This is a genomic window from Rhodoferax sp. SPJ21, from assembly GCF_058216335.1.
The window spans coordinates 983955-1000090 of record NZ_JBYZMO010000001.1; the positions used below are offsets into that span (position 1 = coordinate 983955).

Genomic DNA, 16136 nt, shown 5'->3' on the forward strand with positions numbered 1-16136 from the left:
AGTGCTTCGCATCTTGCGCCAACCCCCTTGCAGGGGACAACACCAGCAGCCTGGCAAAGCCAGTTCTGCGGTGTTCTGGAGGGTGCACGTTCTGCCTTAACCGGGGACGGGCTATTGCGGTTTTCCCCTCGTCTTTTCTTTCAACAACATCAAAGGGAGTTTTCATCCATGTCTTTCATCAAAAACCTGCGTACTGCGGCCATCGCCGCTACGCTGGCCATCAGCAGCCTGCAGGCGGCCCAGGCCGACGAGCAATTCTTTCCGCTGCAAAGCTACCGCGTCGGTCCCTATGCGGCCGGCGGCACCGGCTTCTTCGGCGGCTTCATTGACTATCTGAACCTGGTCAACACCCGCGACGGCGGGGTGGGTGGCGTCAAGCTCACCTGGGAAGAAGGCGAAACCCAGTACGAAGTCGAGCGCGGCGTGGAGGTGTACGAGCGCCTGAAAACCCACCCCGGCATCGCCGCCTGGAACCCGCTGTCGGTCGGCATTGCCTACGCACTGATCGACCGCGTGACCGCCGACAAGGTGCCGCTGCTGACCATCAACCACGGCCGCACCGACACCACCGACGGCCGCGTCTTCAAATATATCTTCCCGCTGCTGCTCAACCCCTACAGCGAAACTTCGGGCATCGTGAACTACATCGCCGGCAAGGTGGGTGGTGAAGACAAGCTCAAGGGCAAGAAGATCGTGGTGCTGTACCACGGCTCGCCCTACGGCAAAGAAACCATCCCAATCTACGAGCTGCTGGCCAAGAAATACGGCTTCACCGTGCAGCAAATCGAAGTGCCACACCCAGGCAACGAGCAACAGTCACAGTGGCTCACCATCCGCCGCGCCAAGCCCGATTACGTGGTGCTGCGTGGCTGGGGCGTAATGAACCCGGTCGCATTGAAGACCGCACAGAAGACCGGCTTCCCGGCCGACCACATCATCGGCAATGTGTGGTCCAACTCCGAAGAAGACGTGATCCCCGCAGGCGACGCCGCCAAGGGCTATGTCGCCATCACCAGCGTCAACGCTGGCACGCAGTTCCCCGTGGTGCAAGACATCGTCAAGACGGTGTACGACGCGGGCAAGGGTAATCTGGAAGACAAGAAGCGCATCGGTACGCGCTACCACAACCTGGGCATCTTGAACGGCATCCTGAATGTGGAAGCCATCCGCATCGCCCAGGCCAAGTTCGGCAAACGCACCCTGACTGGCGACGAAGTCCGCTGGGGCCTGGAGAACCTGAAGATCGACGAAGCACGCGCTGCCGCACTGGGTGCCAAGGGCTTGTTCCACTCGATCAACGTGACCTGGGACAACCATGAAGGCGATGGCCGCGTGGCATTTCAGCAATGGGATGGAGCCAAGTGGAACGTGGTGTCTGACTGGATCGCCCCGGACTGGAAACTGCTGCGCCCCATCATCGAGAAGTCTTCCCTGGCCTACGCCAAGGAGAAGAACATCAAGGTGCGCAGCAGCATCAACGACTGAGGATACGGCCGCTAGAAGCCCCCCAGAAATCCGTTCAGGCTGAGCTTGTCGAAGCCCTTCGACAAGCTCAGGACAGGCTCCTTCGACAAGCTCAGGACGAACGGTTCACACTTTGCTATTGCGCATTAATCAACCTGGCCCCACACACCTATGCTGCAGCTCCAAGCCGTAGAGGCGGTCTACCAAAACGCCATCGTTGCCCTGCACGGCGTGAGCCTGGATGTACGGGCTGGCGAAATCCATGCCCTGCTGGGCGCCAACGGCGCGGGCAAGTCCACCACCCTCAAGGCGGTGTCCAACCTGCTGCCGGCCGAGCGTGGCAAGGTGACGGCGGGCAGCATTGTGTTTGACGGGCACGACGTATCCCGCACCAGCCCTGCCGCCCTGGTGCGGCTGGGCCTGGTGCAGGTACTGGAAGGCCGCCACTGCTTCCGCAGCCTGACGGTAGAAGAAAACCTGCTGACCGGCGGCCTGGGCCGCAGCGCCAACCGGGCCGAGTTGGCCCAGGACCTGGAACGCGTGTACGCCATCTTTCCGCACCTGCGGGACAAGCGCCGCGCCCAGGCAGGGCTTACCTCTGGCGGCGAACAACAGATGACGGCCATAGGCCGCGCGCTGATGTCACGCCCACGCCTGCTGGTGCTGGACGAACCATCCATGGGCCTGGCGCCACTGGTGGTGCAAAACATTTTCCGGCAGCTCAAAAGGCTGAATCAGGACGAGGGCTTGACCATTCTGGTGGCTGAGCAGAACTCCACCGTGGCACTGCAGTACGCAGACCGGGCGACCGTACTGGACACCGGCGTGGCCGTGCTGACGGGCAGCGCTGAGGAGCTACGGCAGCGCTCGGACATCCAATCTTTTTACTTTGGCGAAGCCATAGCGGAGGAATTGATGGGCTAATACCGCCCATTTCTCTCTCAAGTCCGTGTGCACGCGGCCGATAAAGTAAGCATGAACGTCTCATCCATCAGCGCAACGTCCTCCAGTGCCTCGTCAGGCAGCGGGACTTCTGACGCCATCGCCAAGCTGCAAAAGCAGATCCAGGCACTGACGACCGAGTTGAAGAACCTGGCCGCCAGCGACATGGATGCCAAGGCCAAAGAAACCCAAAGTCAGCTGCTACAGAACGAAATCCAGATGCTGCAGGCGCAGATCGCCGCACTGCAGCAACAGCGCCAACAGGCTGATGCGCTAAAGATTCAAAACAACTCCAAGCCAGACGCAGCCGACGCTGCGCAAGCGCCAACCGCAGCCAAAAAACGCACGCCGGGGCTGGGCGAGTTGGTCGATACCTACGCTTGATGCGTATCTGAGGCCAAAGCCTCAGAACCACTTCTTGGGCGGCTACACAGCGGCGCCAGCCGCGTCAAACACACCTTCAAACAAGGCCGAGCTGAGATAGCGCTCGCCCGAATCGGGCAGTACCACCACGATAGTCTTGCCCTCGCTCTCCGGCTTCTTGGCCCAGCGCACGGCGGCTGCCACGGCAGCGCCGCACGAAATGCCGGACAAGATGCCCTCCTCGCGCGCCAGCCGCCGCGCATAGTCCAGCGCCTCTTCGTTGCTGACCTGCTCTATCGCGTCCACCAGCGACAAATCCAGCACATCCGGCACAAAGCCCGCGCCTATACCCTGGATCTTGTGCGGCGCGGGTTTCAGCTCTTCACCGGCACGCTTTTGCGTCAGCACCGGGCTGGCCGATGGCTCCACCGCCACCGAAATAATGGCCTTGCCCTGGATCTGCTTGATGTAGCGCGACACGCCGGTAATGGTGCCGCCCGTACCTACGCCCGACACCAGGATGTCGATACGGCCCTCAGTGTCTTGCCAGATTTCAGGGCCCGTGGTGGTGGCGTGGATGGCCGGGTTGGCCGGGTTCTGGAACTGCTGCAGCAGCACGTATTTGGGGTCACTGGCCGCGATTTCCTCGGCCTTGGCGATGGCGCCCTTCATGCCTTTGGCGCCCTCGGTCAGCACCAGTTTGGCGCCGTAGGCCAGCAAAATCTTGCGCCGCTCGATGCTCATGGTCTCGGGCATGGTCAGGGTGATGGGAATGCCCTTGGCTGCCGCCACAAACGCCAGGGCGATACCGGTGTTGCCGCTGGTGGGCTCCACAATTTCCTTGCCGGGGCCCAGCAGACCGCGCTTTTCAGCGTCCCAGATCAGCGCCGCGCCAATGCGGCACTTCACCGAATAGGCGGGGTTGCGGCCCTCGATCTTGGCCAACACCGTGGCCTTGGCGCCATCGGTAATGCGCTTGAGGCGGACCAGCGGCGTGCGTCCTATGGACAAAGAGTTGTCTGCGTAAATCGCGGTCATGGTGGGCGTGCTCCGTGGTGAAAACGGCCACTTTAGGATCAAAGCGCGGTTACTCCAACGAAGAAAAAATCAGTTCCATACAAGCAATGTGTATGAGCTAGCTGCCACATCGCTTATGCGTTTTTCAATCTTGAATATCGCCATTCATTCGTTCACAGCATGTAGCGGGATGCCTACAGTCGGCCTCCTCATCACTTCTCTGAGCGAACCACACAATGCCATTCCGTCCTGCCGCAATCATTGCCACCGCACTCGCTGCGACCCTGTTGTCCCACGCCGCAATGGCCGACCAACTGGATGACATCAAGAAGAAAGGCGAGCTGGTCATCGGCGTGCTGGGCACCGACGAACCGAACAGCTTTGTCGATCCCAAGACCCGTGAGATCGTGGGCTACGAGGTAGACATCGCCAGTGCCATCGCCAAGAAAATCGGCGTCAAGCCGGTATTCAAGCAACTGGCCGTGGCTGCGCGTATTCCCGAGTTGCAACAAGGCCGGGTAGACATCCTGGCCGCGTCACTGACGCACAACAAAGAGCGTGAAGCCCAAGTGGACTTCTCCCTCACCACCTTCGTGACCGGCCAAAAAGTGCTGGTCAAGACCGCCAGCGGCATCAACGACCTGCCCCAGTTGGGCGGCAAGAAGGTGTTGACCGTGAAGGGCGGTACCCAAGAGCCCAATATCCGCAAGGCCGTGCCGGGCGTGGATGTGGTGACCTTTGAAACCACGCAGCAAGCCTTTCTGGCGCTGCAACAAGGCAAGGGCGTGGGCTACGTGAACGACGAAGCCTCGCTGGTCAACGACTACGCCAAGCTGGGTGCAGCCAAGAAGGACTACGCCATCCTGTCGCAAAGCATCAGCGTGGAGCCCCTGGCCCTGGGCCTGAAGAAAGGCGAAAAGAGCCTGAAGACCACGGTGGACGGCGTGCTGCGCGAGCTGGAAAGCTCGGGCGAAGCCGACAAGCTGTTCGTCAAATGGTATGGCCCCACCACCAAGCTGCAGTTCGACAAGCGCAGCTTCAAGATCGATAGCGACCAGATTTAACAGCGGCTTCGTGTTTGTCCGCACCTTCCTGGCAACAGGACGGTGCGGATTCTTTTTTGCTTTTTGCCCATGTTGAATTTTGATCTGAACCTGCTGCTGACCGGCCAGTACCACGACTGGTTGCTCAGCGGTCTGGCCTTGTCGCTACAGCTGGCTGGCATCACCCTGGTGCTGGCGCTACCGCTGGGCACGGTGGTCGCCCTGCTGCGCCTGTCGCCCTTGCGCGTGCTGCGCAGCCTGGGTTGGTTGTATGTGGAGAGCATCCGCAACGTACCGCTGCTGGCGCACCTGCTGTTCTGGTACTTTGGAGCGCCCGAGCTGCTGCCCGACCCGGTGAAGGAATGGCTGTACGCCGGCAATATTGAGGCGCTGAGCGCCATCATCGCGCTGACGCTGTACACGGCGGCCTACATGGCCGAAGACATACGCAGCGGCATACGCGCCGTGCCCACGGTGCAGACCGAGGCCAGCCGCGCACTGGGTTTTGGCTTCATCGCCACCATGCGCCTGGTGGTGCTGCCTCAAGCGCTGCGCGTGACCATACCGCCGCTGCTGTCGCAAACACTGAACCTGTGGAAGGACACCAGCGTGGCCACCGTCATCGGCGTGGCCGAGATGATGTACCAGGCCGCCAAGGTCGAATCGGCCACCTTCCGCAGCATGGAGGCCTTTGCCTTCACCACCAGCGCCTACCTGGCGGTGGCTCTACTGATCACCGGCCTGGGCGCCTGGTACCAGCACCGCTACCCAGTGCGCTCCATCTAAGTAGGCGGCCATAAGCATGTTGGAATTGATACAGACCTACTGGGTCTATTTTCTGGTCGGCCAGTACCCGAACGGGCCACTGGGCGGCTTGGCGCTGACCGTTTCACTGGCGGCGCTGGCGCTGCTGCTGGCCCTGCCGCTGGGGCTGCTGCTGGGCTTGGCGCGTGTCAGCCCGTGGCGCTGGCTGCGCTGGCCCATCACTGCCCTGGTGTTCCTGGTACGCAGCGTGCCGCTGCTGATGGTGATCTTCTGGGCCTACTTCTTTCTGCCCAGCATCACCGGCCACAAGACCGAGCAGTTCAGCACCATGCTGATGGCGCTGGTGCTGTTCGACGGCGTGTACCTGGCCGAGATCGTGCGGGCCGGTGTGCTGGGCGTGCCCAAGGGGCAGATGGAGAGCGCACGTTCGCTGGGCTTCAGCTACATGGCCACCATGCGCCTGGTGATCCTGCCGCAGGGTCTGCGCCATATGCTGCCCTCACTGGTGAACCAGTTTGTGGACTCCATCAAAGCCACCTCGCTGGGCTACATCATCGGCCTGACCGAAGTGTCCTTTATTGCCGCGCAGATCAATACCCAGGTGTTCACCCAGAGCACCCAGGTCTACACGCTGCTGGCCCTGACTTATTTTGTGCTGTGCTTCGGCCTGTCGCGCTTCGCCTTCTGGCTGGAACGGCGCAGCACCCCCTCTGTGAAAGCAAGCGCATGATCGAATTCCAACAAGTCCAAAAATGGTATGGCGACTACCACGCGCTGGTAGATGTGTCTGAGACCATAGAGCGCGGTGAAGTAGTAGTGGTCTGCGGCCCGTCGGGCTCGGGCAAGTCCACGCTGATACGCACGCTGAACCGCCTGGAGTCCATCCAGTCTGGCCAGATCCTGATCAACGGCGAAGACATCCACCGCCGGGGCGTGGACCTGAACCGCTTTCGCTCGGGCATAGGTTTTGTGTTCCAGCAGTTCAACCTGTTCCCGCATTTGACGGCACTGCAAAACTGCACCCTGGCCCCCGTGCGCCTGCGCGGCCTGACACCGGCCGCCGCCCGGGAAGAAGCCCTGGCCCTGCTGGACCGCGTGGGCCTGGCGCACAAAGCGGACGCCTACCCCAATGCCTTGTCCGGCGGCCAGCAGCAGCGCGTGGCCATCGCCCGCGCCCTGGCCATGCAGCCACCGCTGATGCTGTTCGACGAGCCCACCAGCGCGCTCGACCCCGAGATGGTGGGCGAGGTGCTGCAGGTGATGCGCGCCCTGGCCAAGGACGGCATGACCATGGTCTGCGTCACCCACGAAATGGGCTTTGCCCGCGAGGTGGCCGACCGCGTGCTGTTCATGGACGCCGGCCGGGTGCTAGAGCGCGCCGACCCGCATAGCTTCTTCAGCCAGCCGCAACATCCGCGCGCCCAGCAATTCCTGGCCGATATACGCAGCCATTAATTTGCTACTGAATACATAGCTGCTTGCGCATATAAATACTGCGCTAGCGGCACTTTTTGCATGTAAATAATCCGCTACGCCGAGTGTGGATGCTGCAGTCCTAAAGATACTCAGGCTATATACAACCCACAATTCAGTATTTTGAGAAATAAGTCACCCATCGAATAATCGCGGTCTGTTTGGCTATGCGGTGGGACTTTTCTCCATGAATTTTCAGCAATTACGCTCCGTGCGCGAGACGGTGCGGCGCGGTTTCAATCTGACCGAAGTGGCCAATGTGCTGCACACCTCGCAGCCCGGCGTGAGCCGCCAGATCCGTGAGCTGGAAGAAGAGTTGGGCATCGAGCTGTTCGTGCGCGCCGGCAAGCGCCTCACCGGGCTGACCGACCCGGGCGGCCATGTGCTGCCCATCATTGAACGCATGCTGCTGGACAGCAGCAACCTGCGCCGCGCCGGCGAGGAATACATGTCCCAGCAAAACGGCCAGTTGGCCATCGCCGCCACCCATTCCCAGGCCCGCTACGCGCTGCCGGCAGCGGTGCAAGAGTTCCGCACGCTGTTCCCCAGCGTGACCTTCCACCTGCACCAGGGCTCGCCCGGCCAGGTGGCAGAAATGCTGCTGTCCGGCGAGGCCGACGTGGGCATTGCCACCGAGGCGCTGGACCAGTACGAAGAGCTGGTGGTGCTGCCCTGCTACCGCTGGACGCACTCGGTCATCGTGCCACCCGGCCACCCGCTGCTGGACGCGCCGCTGACGCTGGAGCGCCTGGCCGCCTACCCGCTGATCACCTACGACAACGGCTTCACCGGCCGCACCCGTATCAACGACGCCTTTGCCCAGCAGCAGCTGACGCCGCACATCGCCCTGGCGGCCATGGACGCCGATGTCATCAAGACCTATGTGGAGCTGGGCATGGGCGTGGGCATCGTCGCGTCCATCGCCTTCGAGGCCGAGCGCGACCTGTCGCTGCGCGCCATCGACGCGGGTGCATTGTTCGGCATCAACCTGACCAAGTTGGCGGTACGCCGGGGCACCTACCTGCGCAGCTATGTGTATGCCTTCATCGCAGCCTTTGCCCCCACGCTGACCCGCGAGGTGGTGGAGCAGGCCCTGGGCCAGAACAGCTTCGTCGGCTAAAGCCGGCTCGGACGCATGCCGCAAGTACCCCAGCGGCATGTGTTGTTTACGGTCTGCAGCTAGGATCGCAGCATTCGGGTTACTACCTACCCACACCTGTTTCACGCCCTGCAGCTGTACCTCAGGGCCTCCAGATTCCGCCGATGTCCGAACTGTCCACCGCCACCGCCCGCCCCGCGACCATTAGCCCAGCTAGCCAGGCTAAAAACCACGAGGTGCTGGCCCTGGTGGCCATCCTGCTGGGCGTGGTGCTCAGCGCGCTGGACACCGCCATTGCCAACACCGCGCTGCCAGCCATCGCGGCCGACCTGCACGCACCGGCGGCCAACTCCATCTGGATCATCAACGCCTACCAGCTGGCAGTGGTAGCAACCCTGCTGCCGTTTGCTGCCCTGGGCGACCTGGTGGGGCCACGGCGCATCTTCATCGGCGGCCTGGCGCTGTTCACCGCCGCTTCGCTGGCCTGCGCGTTTGCCAGCACCCTGCCCCAGCTGGCTTTTGCACGTGCCTTGCAGGGCGTGGGCGGCGCGGGGGTGATGAGCGTGAACATCGCGCTGATACGCCTGATCTACCCGCCAGCGCGCCTGGGCCGTGGTGTGGGCATGAACGCACTGGTGGTCGGCATAGGTTTCACCTTGGGCCCGGCGGTGGCCTCGCTGGTGCTGGCGGTGGCGACCTGGCCCTGGTTGTTTGCCATCAATGTGCCGCTGGGCCTGCTGGCCCTGGCGTTTGCGTTCAATTCGCTGCCGCAATCGCCCCGGCGTGGCCATGGCTTTGACCCGCTGGCTGCTGCGCTGACCGCCGTCACCTTCTCGGCGCTGATCTTCGCCCTGGGTTCTGCCGCCCAGCGTGAGGCAGCATCAGTGGTGCTGCCGCCGCTGGGACTTAGCCTGGTCACCGGCCTGCTGCTGTTGCGGCGCCAGGCCGGCCACCCCGCACCCATGCTGCCGGTGGACCTGTTCCGCCGGCCCATGTTCGCACTCTCAACCATCACGGCTATGGCGTCGTTCGCGGCCCAGGGCCTGGCCTTTGTGTCGCTGCCGTTCTACTTTGAAGAGGTGCTGCACCGCGACCCGATCAACACCGGCTTTTTGATGATGTCCTGGCCAGTCATCGTGGCGCTGGCCGCACCGATCGCGGGCCGCATGTCTGACCGCTACCCGCCGGGCCTGCTGGGCGGTGTGGGCCTGGCGCTACTGACCCTGGGCATGGCGTCGCTGGCGCTGCTGCCGGACAACCCGCATACGCTGGACATCGTGCTGCGCATGGCGCTCTGCGGCGCGGGGTTTGGCTTCTTCCAGTCCCCCAACCTGAAAGCCCTGATGTCCAGCGCCCCGCCCGAGCGCAGCGGTGGCGCCAGCGGCGTGATCGGCATGGCGCGGCTGCTGGGGCAGACCGTGGGCGCCGCCCTGGTGGCCCTGTGCTTCAGCCTGGCCGGCATGCAGGGCTCCACCTGGGCGCTGTCGCTGGGCGCGGCATCGGCCGGCCTGGCGTCCATCGCCAGCTTCGCCCGGCTGTGGGCGCGCTGAACTTACTGCGTTAGCGGCACGGGTGTGTAGCCCGCTTCGCTAATGGCGGCGCTAAGGGCCTGGGTGTCTGCTGCGCTCGTCTCTATATCCACGCGGTGCGCGGCCAAGTCGATATGCACCTGAGCGGCCTGGTCGGTGGCCTGCACGGCCTTGGTGATGGTGCTGGCGCAGTGGCCGCAAGTCATGTCCTGGACTTCGAAGCTGATCATGGAATGTTCCTGGTTAGGGGTAGTTGGGCCTACTGTGCACCTTCACACAATGGTAAGGTCAAACAGCGCTATGCAGTACCCATCCTTGTGGCATTGACTTGCTCCGCCTCACCTTGACATTGCCATGATGGAAAGGTCCATCATCAGCACCTTATCCATCACGAAGCCCGACCATGTCACAGACTCTCGCAGCCCCCCTCCAGCTCGGCATTGCCGGTATGAGCTGCGCGTCCTGCGTGTCGCGGGTGGAGAAAGCCCTGAAATCCGTGCCGGGCGTACGCGAGGCCAGCGTCAACCTGGCCACCGAACAAGCTTCGGTGCAGGCCGACGCCACGGTGGGCACAGCCACGCTGGCGGCGGCAGTACAGCGCGCCGGCTATGCGGTGCAAACCACCGAAAGCAGCCTGCAGATTGAAGGCATGAGCTGCGCATCCTGCGTGGGCCGGGTCGAAAAAGCATTGCTAAAGCTACCCGGCGTGTTGTCCGCCTCGGTGAATCTGGCGACAGAAAAGGCCACCGTACTGGCACTGTCCAGCGTGACGCCAGCCGCGCTCAAGGCGGCCATCGCCAAAGCCGGCTACACCGCCAAGGACATCGCGGCGCCCACAGCGGCCCGGAAGTTGCCGGACTGGTGGCCGGTGGCGGTTGCCGTAGCACTCACCCTGCCCCTGGTCTTGCCGATGCTGCTGGGCTGGCTGGGCATAGACGCCATGCTGGGCGGCTGGACCCAGTGGGCGCTGGCCACACCGGTGCAGTTCTGGCTGGGCGCACGCTTTTACCGGGCCGGCTGGGGCGCCCTGCGCGCGCGCACCGGCAATATGGACCTGCTGGTGGCGCTGGGTACCAGCAGCGCCTATGGCCTGTCGGTCTACCTGCTGTTCCAGCATGAGGGCCACGGCATGCCGCATTTGTACTTCGAGGCCTCGGCCGCCGTCATCACGCTGGTGCTGCTGGGCAAATGGCTGGAGGGCCGAGCCAAGCGGCAGACCGCCGACGCCATCCGCGCGCTGAACGCGCTGCGCCCCGCCACGGCGCGGGTGCAGCGCGGCACTGAGCTGGTGGAGCTGCCGGTGGACCAACTCGTTCTGGGCGACTGGGTGCTGGTGCGGCCCGGCGAACGCATTGCCGTGGACGGCGAGGTAGTCGAAGGCAGCAGCCATGTGGACGAGTCGCTGATCACCGGCGAAAGCCGCCCCTTGAGTAAAACCGTGGGCGACCATGTCACCGGCGGCGCTATCAACGCCGAGGGCGCGCTGACGCTGGCCACCCGCGCCCTGGGCGCCGAGACCCGGCTGGCCCGCATCATCCGTCTGGTGGAGTCCGCGCAGGCCGCCAAAGCCCCCATCCAGCGCACGGTGGACAAAGTCAGCGCAGTGTTTGTGCCCGTGGTGCTGGGCATTGCGCTGGTGACGCTGGTGGGCTGGCTGCTGGTGGGTGCAGATGCCTCGCAAGCCATACTGAACGCCGTGGCGGTGCTGGTGATTGCCTGCCCCTGCGCCCTGGGCCTGGCCACACCCACGGCCATCATGGCGGGCACCGGCGTGGCCGCGCGGCACGGCATTCTGATCAAGGACGCGCAAGCGCTGGAGGTAGCCCACGCCGTCACCACCGTCGCCTTCGACAAGACTGGCACCCTGACCCAGGGCCAACCCTCTGTAGTGGCGGTGCTACCCGCCGCAGGCCATACCCGTGAAGAAGTGCTGGCCCTGGCCGCTGCCCTGCAGCACAGCAGCGAACACCCCCTGGCCCGCGCGGTAGACCGCCAGGCGCAGACCGAGCAATTGACGGTGCCCGCAGCCCAGCAGGCCCGCGCGCTGCCCGGGCGCGGGGTCGAAGCCATGGTGGACGGGCAGCTGTACCAGCTGGGCAGTAGCCGCCTGCTGCAAGGGCTGGACTTGGGCCCTCTGGCGGCACAGGCCCAAAGCCTGGAAGCGGAGGGTCGCACCATCTCCTGGCTCTTGCGCCAGAGCAGCCCACCCGCATTGCTGGGCCTGCTGGCCTTTGGCGATGCCATCAAACCCACGGCCCGGGCGGCGGTAGCCCGCCTGCACGCCCAGGGCATCACCACCGTGATGCTGACCGGCGACAACCGTGGCAGCGCCGAAGCCGTGGGCCAGGCGCTGGGTATACAGCAGGTACGCGCAGAAGTGCTGCCCGCCGACAAGGCCGCCGCTGTGCAAGCCCTGCGCACGGCTGGCCAGGTGGTGGCCATGGTGGGCGACGGCATCAACGATGCACCCGCCCTGGCCACGGCCGACGTAGGCATCGCCATGTCCACCGGCACCGATGTGGCGATGGAAACCGCCGGCATCACCCTGATGCACGGCGACCCCGGCCTGGTGGCCGATGCGCTGGACATTTCGCGGCGCACCTACGCCACCATCCGGCGCGGCCTGTTCTGGGCCTTTGCCTACAACGTGGTCGGCATACCGCTGGCAGCCCTTGGCTGGCTGAACCCGGTGGTGGCCGGCGCGGCCATGGCCCTGAGCAGCGTCAGTGTGGTCGCCAACGCGCTGCTGCTGAGCCGCTGGCGGCCCGCCACAACAAAGGAGGAATAAGCATGCTTACTGCCATGAACATCGGCATGGCCGCCAAGGCCTCGGGCGTATCGGCCAAGATGATCCGCCACTACGAGCAGGTGGGCCTGCTGCCCGAACCCAGCCGTACCGAGGCCGGCTACCGCCAGTTCAGCGAGGCCGAGGTGCACACCCTGCAGTTCATCCGCCGGGCGCGTGACCTGGGCTTTTCGATTGCGCAGATAGGCGAACTGGTCGGCCTGTGGCAGAACCGCAAGCGCCCCAGCCGCCAGGTCAAGGCCCTGGCCCAGGCGCATATCCAGGAGCTGGAACAAAAAGCCCAAGAGCTGCTGGCCATGAAAGCCACACTGGAGGACCTGGTGCATTGCTGCCATGGTGACGACCGGCCCGAGTGCCCCATCCTGGAGCAGTTGGACAAGGGCTAGTTTTTACAAGCCTTTTAGCACTCTAGCGCAGTCGCTACCTGCGCAAGAAGCTGCAAAATTTATAGCACCTGGTATGCCAGCAAACGGCGTACGGCCGCCGCACACGGGAAAGCGTCCTACAAAGAATCCCCCATCTTGCTGATGGAACTCAAGCGCACCGGGTTGCAATATGCAGTGTCATTTGTAAAGATCTGTATATGCGCTCTTACCCCCGCACCGAATTCCACGTAAAACGCTCGTTCATCGATGGCATCAGCCATCCCGCCAGCCTAGCCATCGCGCTGGCGGTGCTGATGGCGGTCTTGATTGGCGCGTTATGGGCACTATGGTGGCCGCTGGGCGCGAGCCTGGCTTGGGCCTGCTTTCACGCATCCTTACGGCCCCTGCAGTACGCGGAAACCCAGCACATGGTGGGCGCCTTGTTGGTGGCCGCCGTGGTGGTGGGCGTGGGCACCCTGTTCGGCCCCGTGGCCGCTGGCTTCACCAGCTTCACCCTGCTGCTGCCGCTGGGCTTGGCCGGCTTGGGTTTGCGCGGCGAGCCAGCCGATGCGGCCTATCCGTCCAGTCTTTAAACGTTATTTAACCGTTCAAACGCGCCACGCCATTCACAACCTTCACCCGGTCGCCAGGACGCACGCTCTGTTCCGACTGGTGCAGCGTGCGGGTCGATCCATCGTCCAGGCGCACCACCACTTCATAGCTGTGCGTGGCCTTGACCTGGCCTTCGATATGGTTGCCCGCAAACGCGCCACCCAAAGCTCCCAGCACAGTCGCTACGTCGCGGCCACGGCCACCGCCGACCTGGTGGCCCAGCACGCCGCCGACCACAGCGCCACCCACAGCGCCCACACCACTGCCTTGCGCCGGTGTGGTCACTTCACGGGCCGACTCCACCACACCGCAGTCACCACAGCGCTGCGCCACGGTCACGGGCTGAACGGCAGGACGCGGGGTGGCGTGCTGTGTCACAGGCTTGGCCACGGGGGTCATGTTCTGTACCGATGTTTGCACCGTAGGCGCCACCACCACGGGTTGGTTCGACTGCGACAGCTCGCTCATCTCGGCGTTCTTGGCAGCGGACGAAGGCAGCCAGCCCAGAATGGCGGCGGTGCCGGCTGCGCAGACGACCACCACGGCGGCACAGGCCGCCAGAATCATGGGGTGGAGACGGGGTTTGGAAACTGCGTCCAGGGGCGTATTCATAACGATCACCTTTGTTTTTAGAGTGTTGACGGGCCAAGCTTGCACACGGCATGAAAAGTTATTTGGATAACGCGGCCCTTGTCTGTAAAGATGACACGAAACCAGCCCCGGCGGGTAACAGTGGTTGTTACAAGTTCGCCCCTGCAATGTGTTCGACCAGCCTTTAGCCCCCCATACGGAGCTGTTATGCATCCAAACCGCCATACGCTGCGTACCACCGCCATGCCCTTCTTTATTACGCCTTTTACCTCCTGTGGCACGGCCCGCATCACGCGCCGTTTCAGTTTGCTGGCTGCGGGTGCTGCGGCTCTGGCGCTGCTGTCTGGCTGCTCTGCCAGCAAGCTGCTGGACACGCTGGTGCCGCACGACACCTACCAGGGCGAGGCTGGTGTGGCCTACGGCAGCGACCCGCGCCAGCGGCTGGACGTGTACCGCCCTGCCATGCCCACAGCCGGCGGCACAAGCCCGGTAGTACTGTTCATTTACGGTGGAAGCTGGACACGCGGCGAGCGTGCCGACTACCGCTTCGTCGGCGAGGCGCTGGCCGCCAACGGCATCATCGCCGTGGTAGCCGACTACCGCCTGAGCCCCCAGGTGCGCTACGCCAGCATGCTGGCCGACAACGCCCTGGCCCTGCGGTGGACATTGGCGCACGCCGCCGAGCTGGGCGGCGACCCCACGCGCACCTACCTCATGGGCCACTCTGCCGGGGCGTACAACGCCGCCATGCTGGCGCTGGACCCGCGCTGGCTGCAACAGGTCGGGCTATCGCCCAGCCAACTCGCTGGCTGGATCGGCCTGTCGGGGCCCTACGACTTCTTGCCCATAGTCGATCCCGAGGTGCAGATCGCCTTTGACTGGCCCCGCACCCCGGCCGACTCACAGCCGATAGAACATGCCAGCAGCGCCGCCCCGCGCAGCCTGTTGATGGCCGGCACGGGCGACGACATCGTGGATGCAGAACGCAACACCCAGGGCCTGGCAAACAAGCTGCGCGCAGCCGGGGCCGATGTGCAAGTGCAGATGCTGAAAGGCGTAGGCCACATCACCACCGTAGCGGCGCTGGCCCGCCCGCTGGACTGGCTGGCACCGGTGCTGCCCACGGTGCTGGCCTTTGTGCGCCAGCAGCCGCAGCCTGCAGACCGGGCCCATTTACAAACCAAAGTGCCCTAGGCGCATGGCGGCTTGCCGCGCTGCGGCCAGCAAGGCGGCCGGATCGGGGCCATCCCAGGCGGCGCTCAGGTAGTCCTTGTGGCCAATGAGTGTCAGCACGGCGACGAGTTGCCGGTCCAGGCCGTACACCGGCGTGCTGAATGCGCTGATGCCTGGTTGGGTGTTGCCATCGGACCGGGTCATGCCGTGGGCTTGCAGGTCCGCCGCAATGTGTACCTGCTCACGCTCAAAATCCAGCGGCGTGCCGGGCGCGCTCAGCAAGACCTCCACGGGGTGGTTCAAGGCCGCGGCAATCTTGTCACGTGGCAGCACACCGGCAAAAACCCGCCCGGTCGCCGACCCCAGCAAGGACACCACCGAGCCGGGCCGCAGCGCAATATGCAAAGGCCGGCGCGCCTCCACCATCCGGACCACGGTTGGCCCCAGATTGCCCCATACGGACACGGCCACTGCATGCCCTGTAGCCTGTGCCAGCGCCTCGGCGGCATCGTTTACCGGCCGCATGGGCTCCAGCTGGTGCAAGTAGGTCAGCCCCAGCTGGAGCGCAGCCGGCCCCAGGGCATACAGGCCGTCGGCCCGGCGTTGCTCCACCAGTCCCAACTTGGCAAAGCTAACCAAATAAGGATGGGCCCGCGAAGCTGGCAGGCCTGCCTGAGCGGCCAGGTCCTTGAGCGTCATGGGCGACGCATTCTCAGCCAAGGCCAGTAATAAGCGGCCACCCACCTCAATCGACTGTACGGCGCGTTGCTCTCGGGGTTCCTGCATGGCGGGTCCAAATTTCGTTAATGCCAAAGAATTTTGCCATACGCTAATTTTTGACTATGATTCAACAAATCAATTTGCAAATAACGAATTCAAATGCAAACTGACGCC

17 protein-coding genes are annotated in these 16136 nt (G+C 63.9%); 13 read left to right on the forward strand and 4 right to left on the reverse strand.

The features are described from left to right. The first annotated feature begins 168 nt into the window (after positions 1 to 168). The 3 genes from AC4BBN_RS04405 (at position 169) to AC4BBN_RS04415 (ending at position 2790) form a co-directional block, all read left to right on the forward strand. Positions 169 to 1485 (forward strand): ABC transporter substrate-binding protein, encoded by a 1317-nt coding sequence (locus AC4BBN_RS04405; protein ID WP_490590734.1) that lies wholly within the window; start codon positions 169 to 171, stop codon positions 1483 to 1485. Positions 1486 to 1635: 150 nt separating this feature from the next. Continuing rightward, positions 1636 to 2388, forward strand: a complete 753-nt coding sequence (locus AC4BBN_RS04410) for an ABC transporter ATP-binding protein (protein ID WP_490590735.1) — start codon at positions 1636 to 1638, stop codon at positions 2386 to 2388. A gap of 51 nt (positions 2389 to 2439) precedes the next feature. After that, complete coding sequence (locus AC4BBN_RS04415) at positions 2440 to 2790, forward strand: FlxA-like family protein (RefSeq protein WP_490590736.1); 351 nt, start codon at positions 2440 to 2442, stop codon at positions 2788 to 2790. Between the two features lie 42 nt (positions 2791 to 2832). Here the strand turns inward: AC4BBN_RS04415 and cysK are convergent, their stop codons facing one another. Beyond that, complete coding sequence (gene cysK, locus AC4BBN_RS04420) at positions 2833 to 3807, reverse strand: cysteine synthase A (protein WP_490590737.1); 975 nt, start codon at positions 3805 to 3807, stop codon at positions 2833 to 2835. Between the two features lie 215 nt (positions 3808 to 4022). Between cysK and AC4BBN_RS04425 the strand changes: the two genes are divergently transcribed. From AC4BBN_RS04425 to AC4BBN_RS04450, 6 genes are all read left to right on the forward strand, one after another. Then, positions 4023 to 4850 (forward strand): ABC transporter substrate-binding protein, encoded by an 828-nt coding sequence (locus AC4BBN_RS04425; RefSeq protein ID WP_490590738.1) that lies wholly within the window; start codon positions 4023 to 4025, stop codon positions 4848 to 4850. Positions 4851 to 4919: 69 nt separating this feature from the next. After that, positions 4920 to 5615, forward strand: a complete 696-nt coding sequence (locus AC4BBN_RS04430; protein WP_490590739.1) for an amino acid ABC transporter permease — start codon at positions 4920 to 4922, stop codon at positions 5613 to 5615. A 16-nt stretch (positions 5616 to 5631) separates the two neighbouring features. Beyond that, the gene (locus tag AC4BBN_RS04435) at positions 5632 to 6324 is read left to right on the forward strand and encodes an amino acid ABC transporter permease (RefSeq protein WP_490590740.1); all 693 of its coding nucleotides are present in this window, start codon (positions 5632 to 5634) and stop codon (positions 6322 to 6324) included. Further along, on the forward strand, positions 6321 to 7049 hold the full coding sequence (locus AC4BBN_RS04440) for an amino acid ABC transporter ATP-binding protein (protein WP_490590741.1): 729 nt from the start codon (positions 6321 to 6323) through the stop codon (positions 7047 to 7049). Before AC4BBN_RS04435 ends, AC4BBN_RS04440 begins: the two co-directional genes overlap by 4 nt. Positions 7050 to 7254: 205 nt before the next feature. Continuing rightward, positions 7255 to 8187, forward strand: coding sequence for a CysB family HTH-type transcriptional regulator (locus AC4BBN_RS04445; RefSeq protein WP_490590742.1), 933 nt, complete (start codon positions 7255 to 7257; stop codon positions 8185 to 8187). A gap of 143 nt (positions 8188 to 8330) precedes the next feature. Continuing rightward, positions 8331 to 9716 (forward strand): MFS transporter, encoded by a 1386-nt coding sequence (locus tag AC4BBN_RS04450; protein ID WP_490590743.1) that lies wholly within the window; start codon positions 8331 to 8333, stop codon positions 9714 to 9716. A 2-nt stretch (positions 9717 to 9718) separates the two neighbouring features. Here AC4BBN_RS04450 and AC4BBN_RS04455 read toward each other — a convergent pair whose 3' ends face one another. Further along, positions 9719 to 9925 (reverse strand): heavy-metal-associated domain-containing protein, encoded by a 207-nt coding sequence (locus AC4BBN_RS04455; RefSeq protein WP_490590744.1) that lies wholly within the window; start codon positions 9923 to 9925, stop codon positions 9719 to 9721. Between the two features lie 173 nt (positions 9926 to 10098). On the opposite strand from AC4BBN_RS04455, the gene AC4BBN_RS04460 reads away from it, so the two are divergent. The 3 genes from AC4BBN_RS04460 (at position 10099) to AC4BBN_RS04470 (ending at position 13459) form a co-directional block, all read left to right on the forward strand. Next, on the forward strand, positions 10099 to 12483 hold the full coding sequence (locus AC4BBN_RS04460; protein WP_490590745.1) for a heavy metal translocating P-type ATPase: 2385 nt from the start codon (positions 10099 to 10101) through the stop codon (positions 12481 to 12483). 14 nt (positions 12484 to 12497) lie between these two features. Continuing rightward, positions 12498 to 12887 (forward strand): Cu(I)-responsive transcriptional regulator, encoded by a 390-nt coding sequence (gene cueR, locus AC4BBN_RS04465; protein WP_490591387.1) that lies wholly within the window; start codon positions 12498 to 12500, stop codon positions 12885 to 12887. Between the two features lie 197 nt (positions 12888 to 13084). Next, positions 13085 to 13459: a hypothetical protein gene (locus AC4BBN_RS04470; RefSeq protein WP_490590746.1), complete on the forward strand. Its 375-nt coding sequence runs from the start codon at positions 13085 to 13087 to the stop codon at positions 13457 to 13459. A 7-nt stretch (positions 13460 to 13466) separates the two neighbouring features. Here AC4BBN_RS04470 and AC4BBN_RS04475 read toward each other — a convergent pair whose 3' ends face one another. Further along, positions 13467 to 14090, reverse strand: a complete 624-nt coding sequence (locus tag AC4BBN_RS04475) for an outer membrane lipoprotein (RefSeq protein ID WP_490590747.1) — start codon at positions 14088 to 14090, stop codon at positions 13467 to 13469. Positions 14091 to 14276: 186 nt separating this feature from the next. Here AC4BBN_RS04475 and AC4BBN_RS04480 point away from each other — a divergent pair, with 186 nt between their 5' ends. Further along, positions 14277 to 15263, forward strand: a complete 987-nt coding sequence (locus AC4BBN_RS04480) for an alpha/beta hydrolase (protein WP_490590748.1) — start codon at positions 14277 to 14279, stop codon at positions 15261 to 15263. Here the strand turns inward: AC4BBN_RS04480 and AC4BBN_RS04485 are convergent. Next, positions 15243 to 16028, reverse strand: a complete 786-nt coding sequence (locus AC4BBN_RS04485; RefSeq protein ID WP_490590749.1) for an IclR family transcriptional regulator — start codon at positions 16026 to 16028, stop codon at positions 15243 to 15245. The two genes, AC4BBN_RS04480 and AC4BBN_RS04485, sit on opposite strands and share 21 nt — an antisense overlap. Between the last annotated feature and the right edge of the window lie 108 nt (positions 16029 to 16136).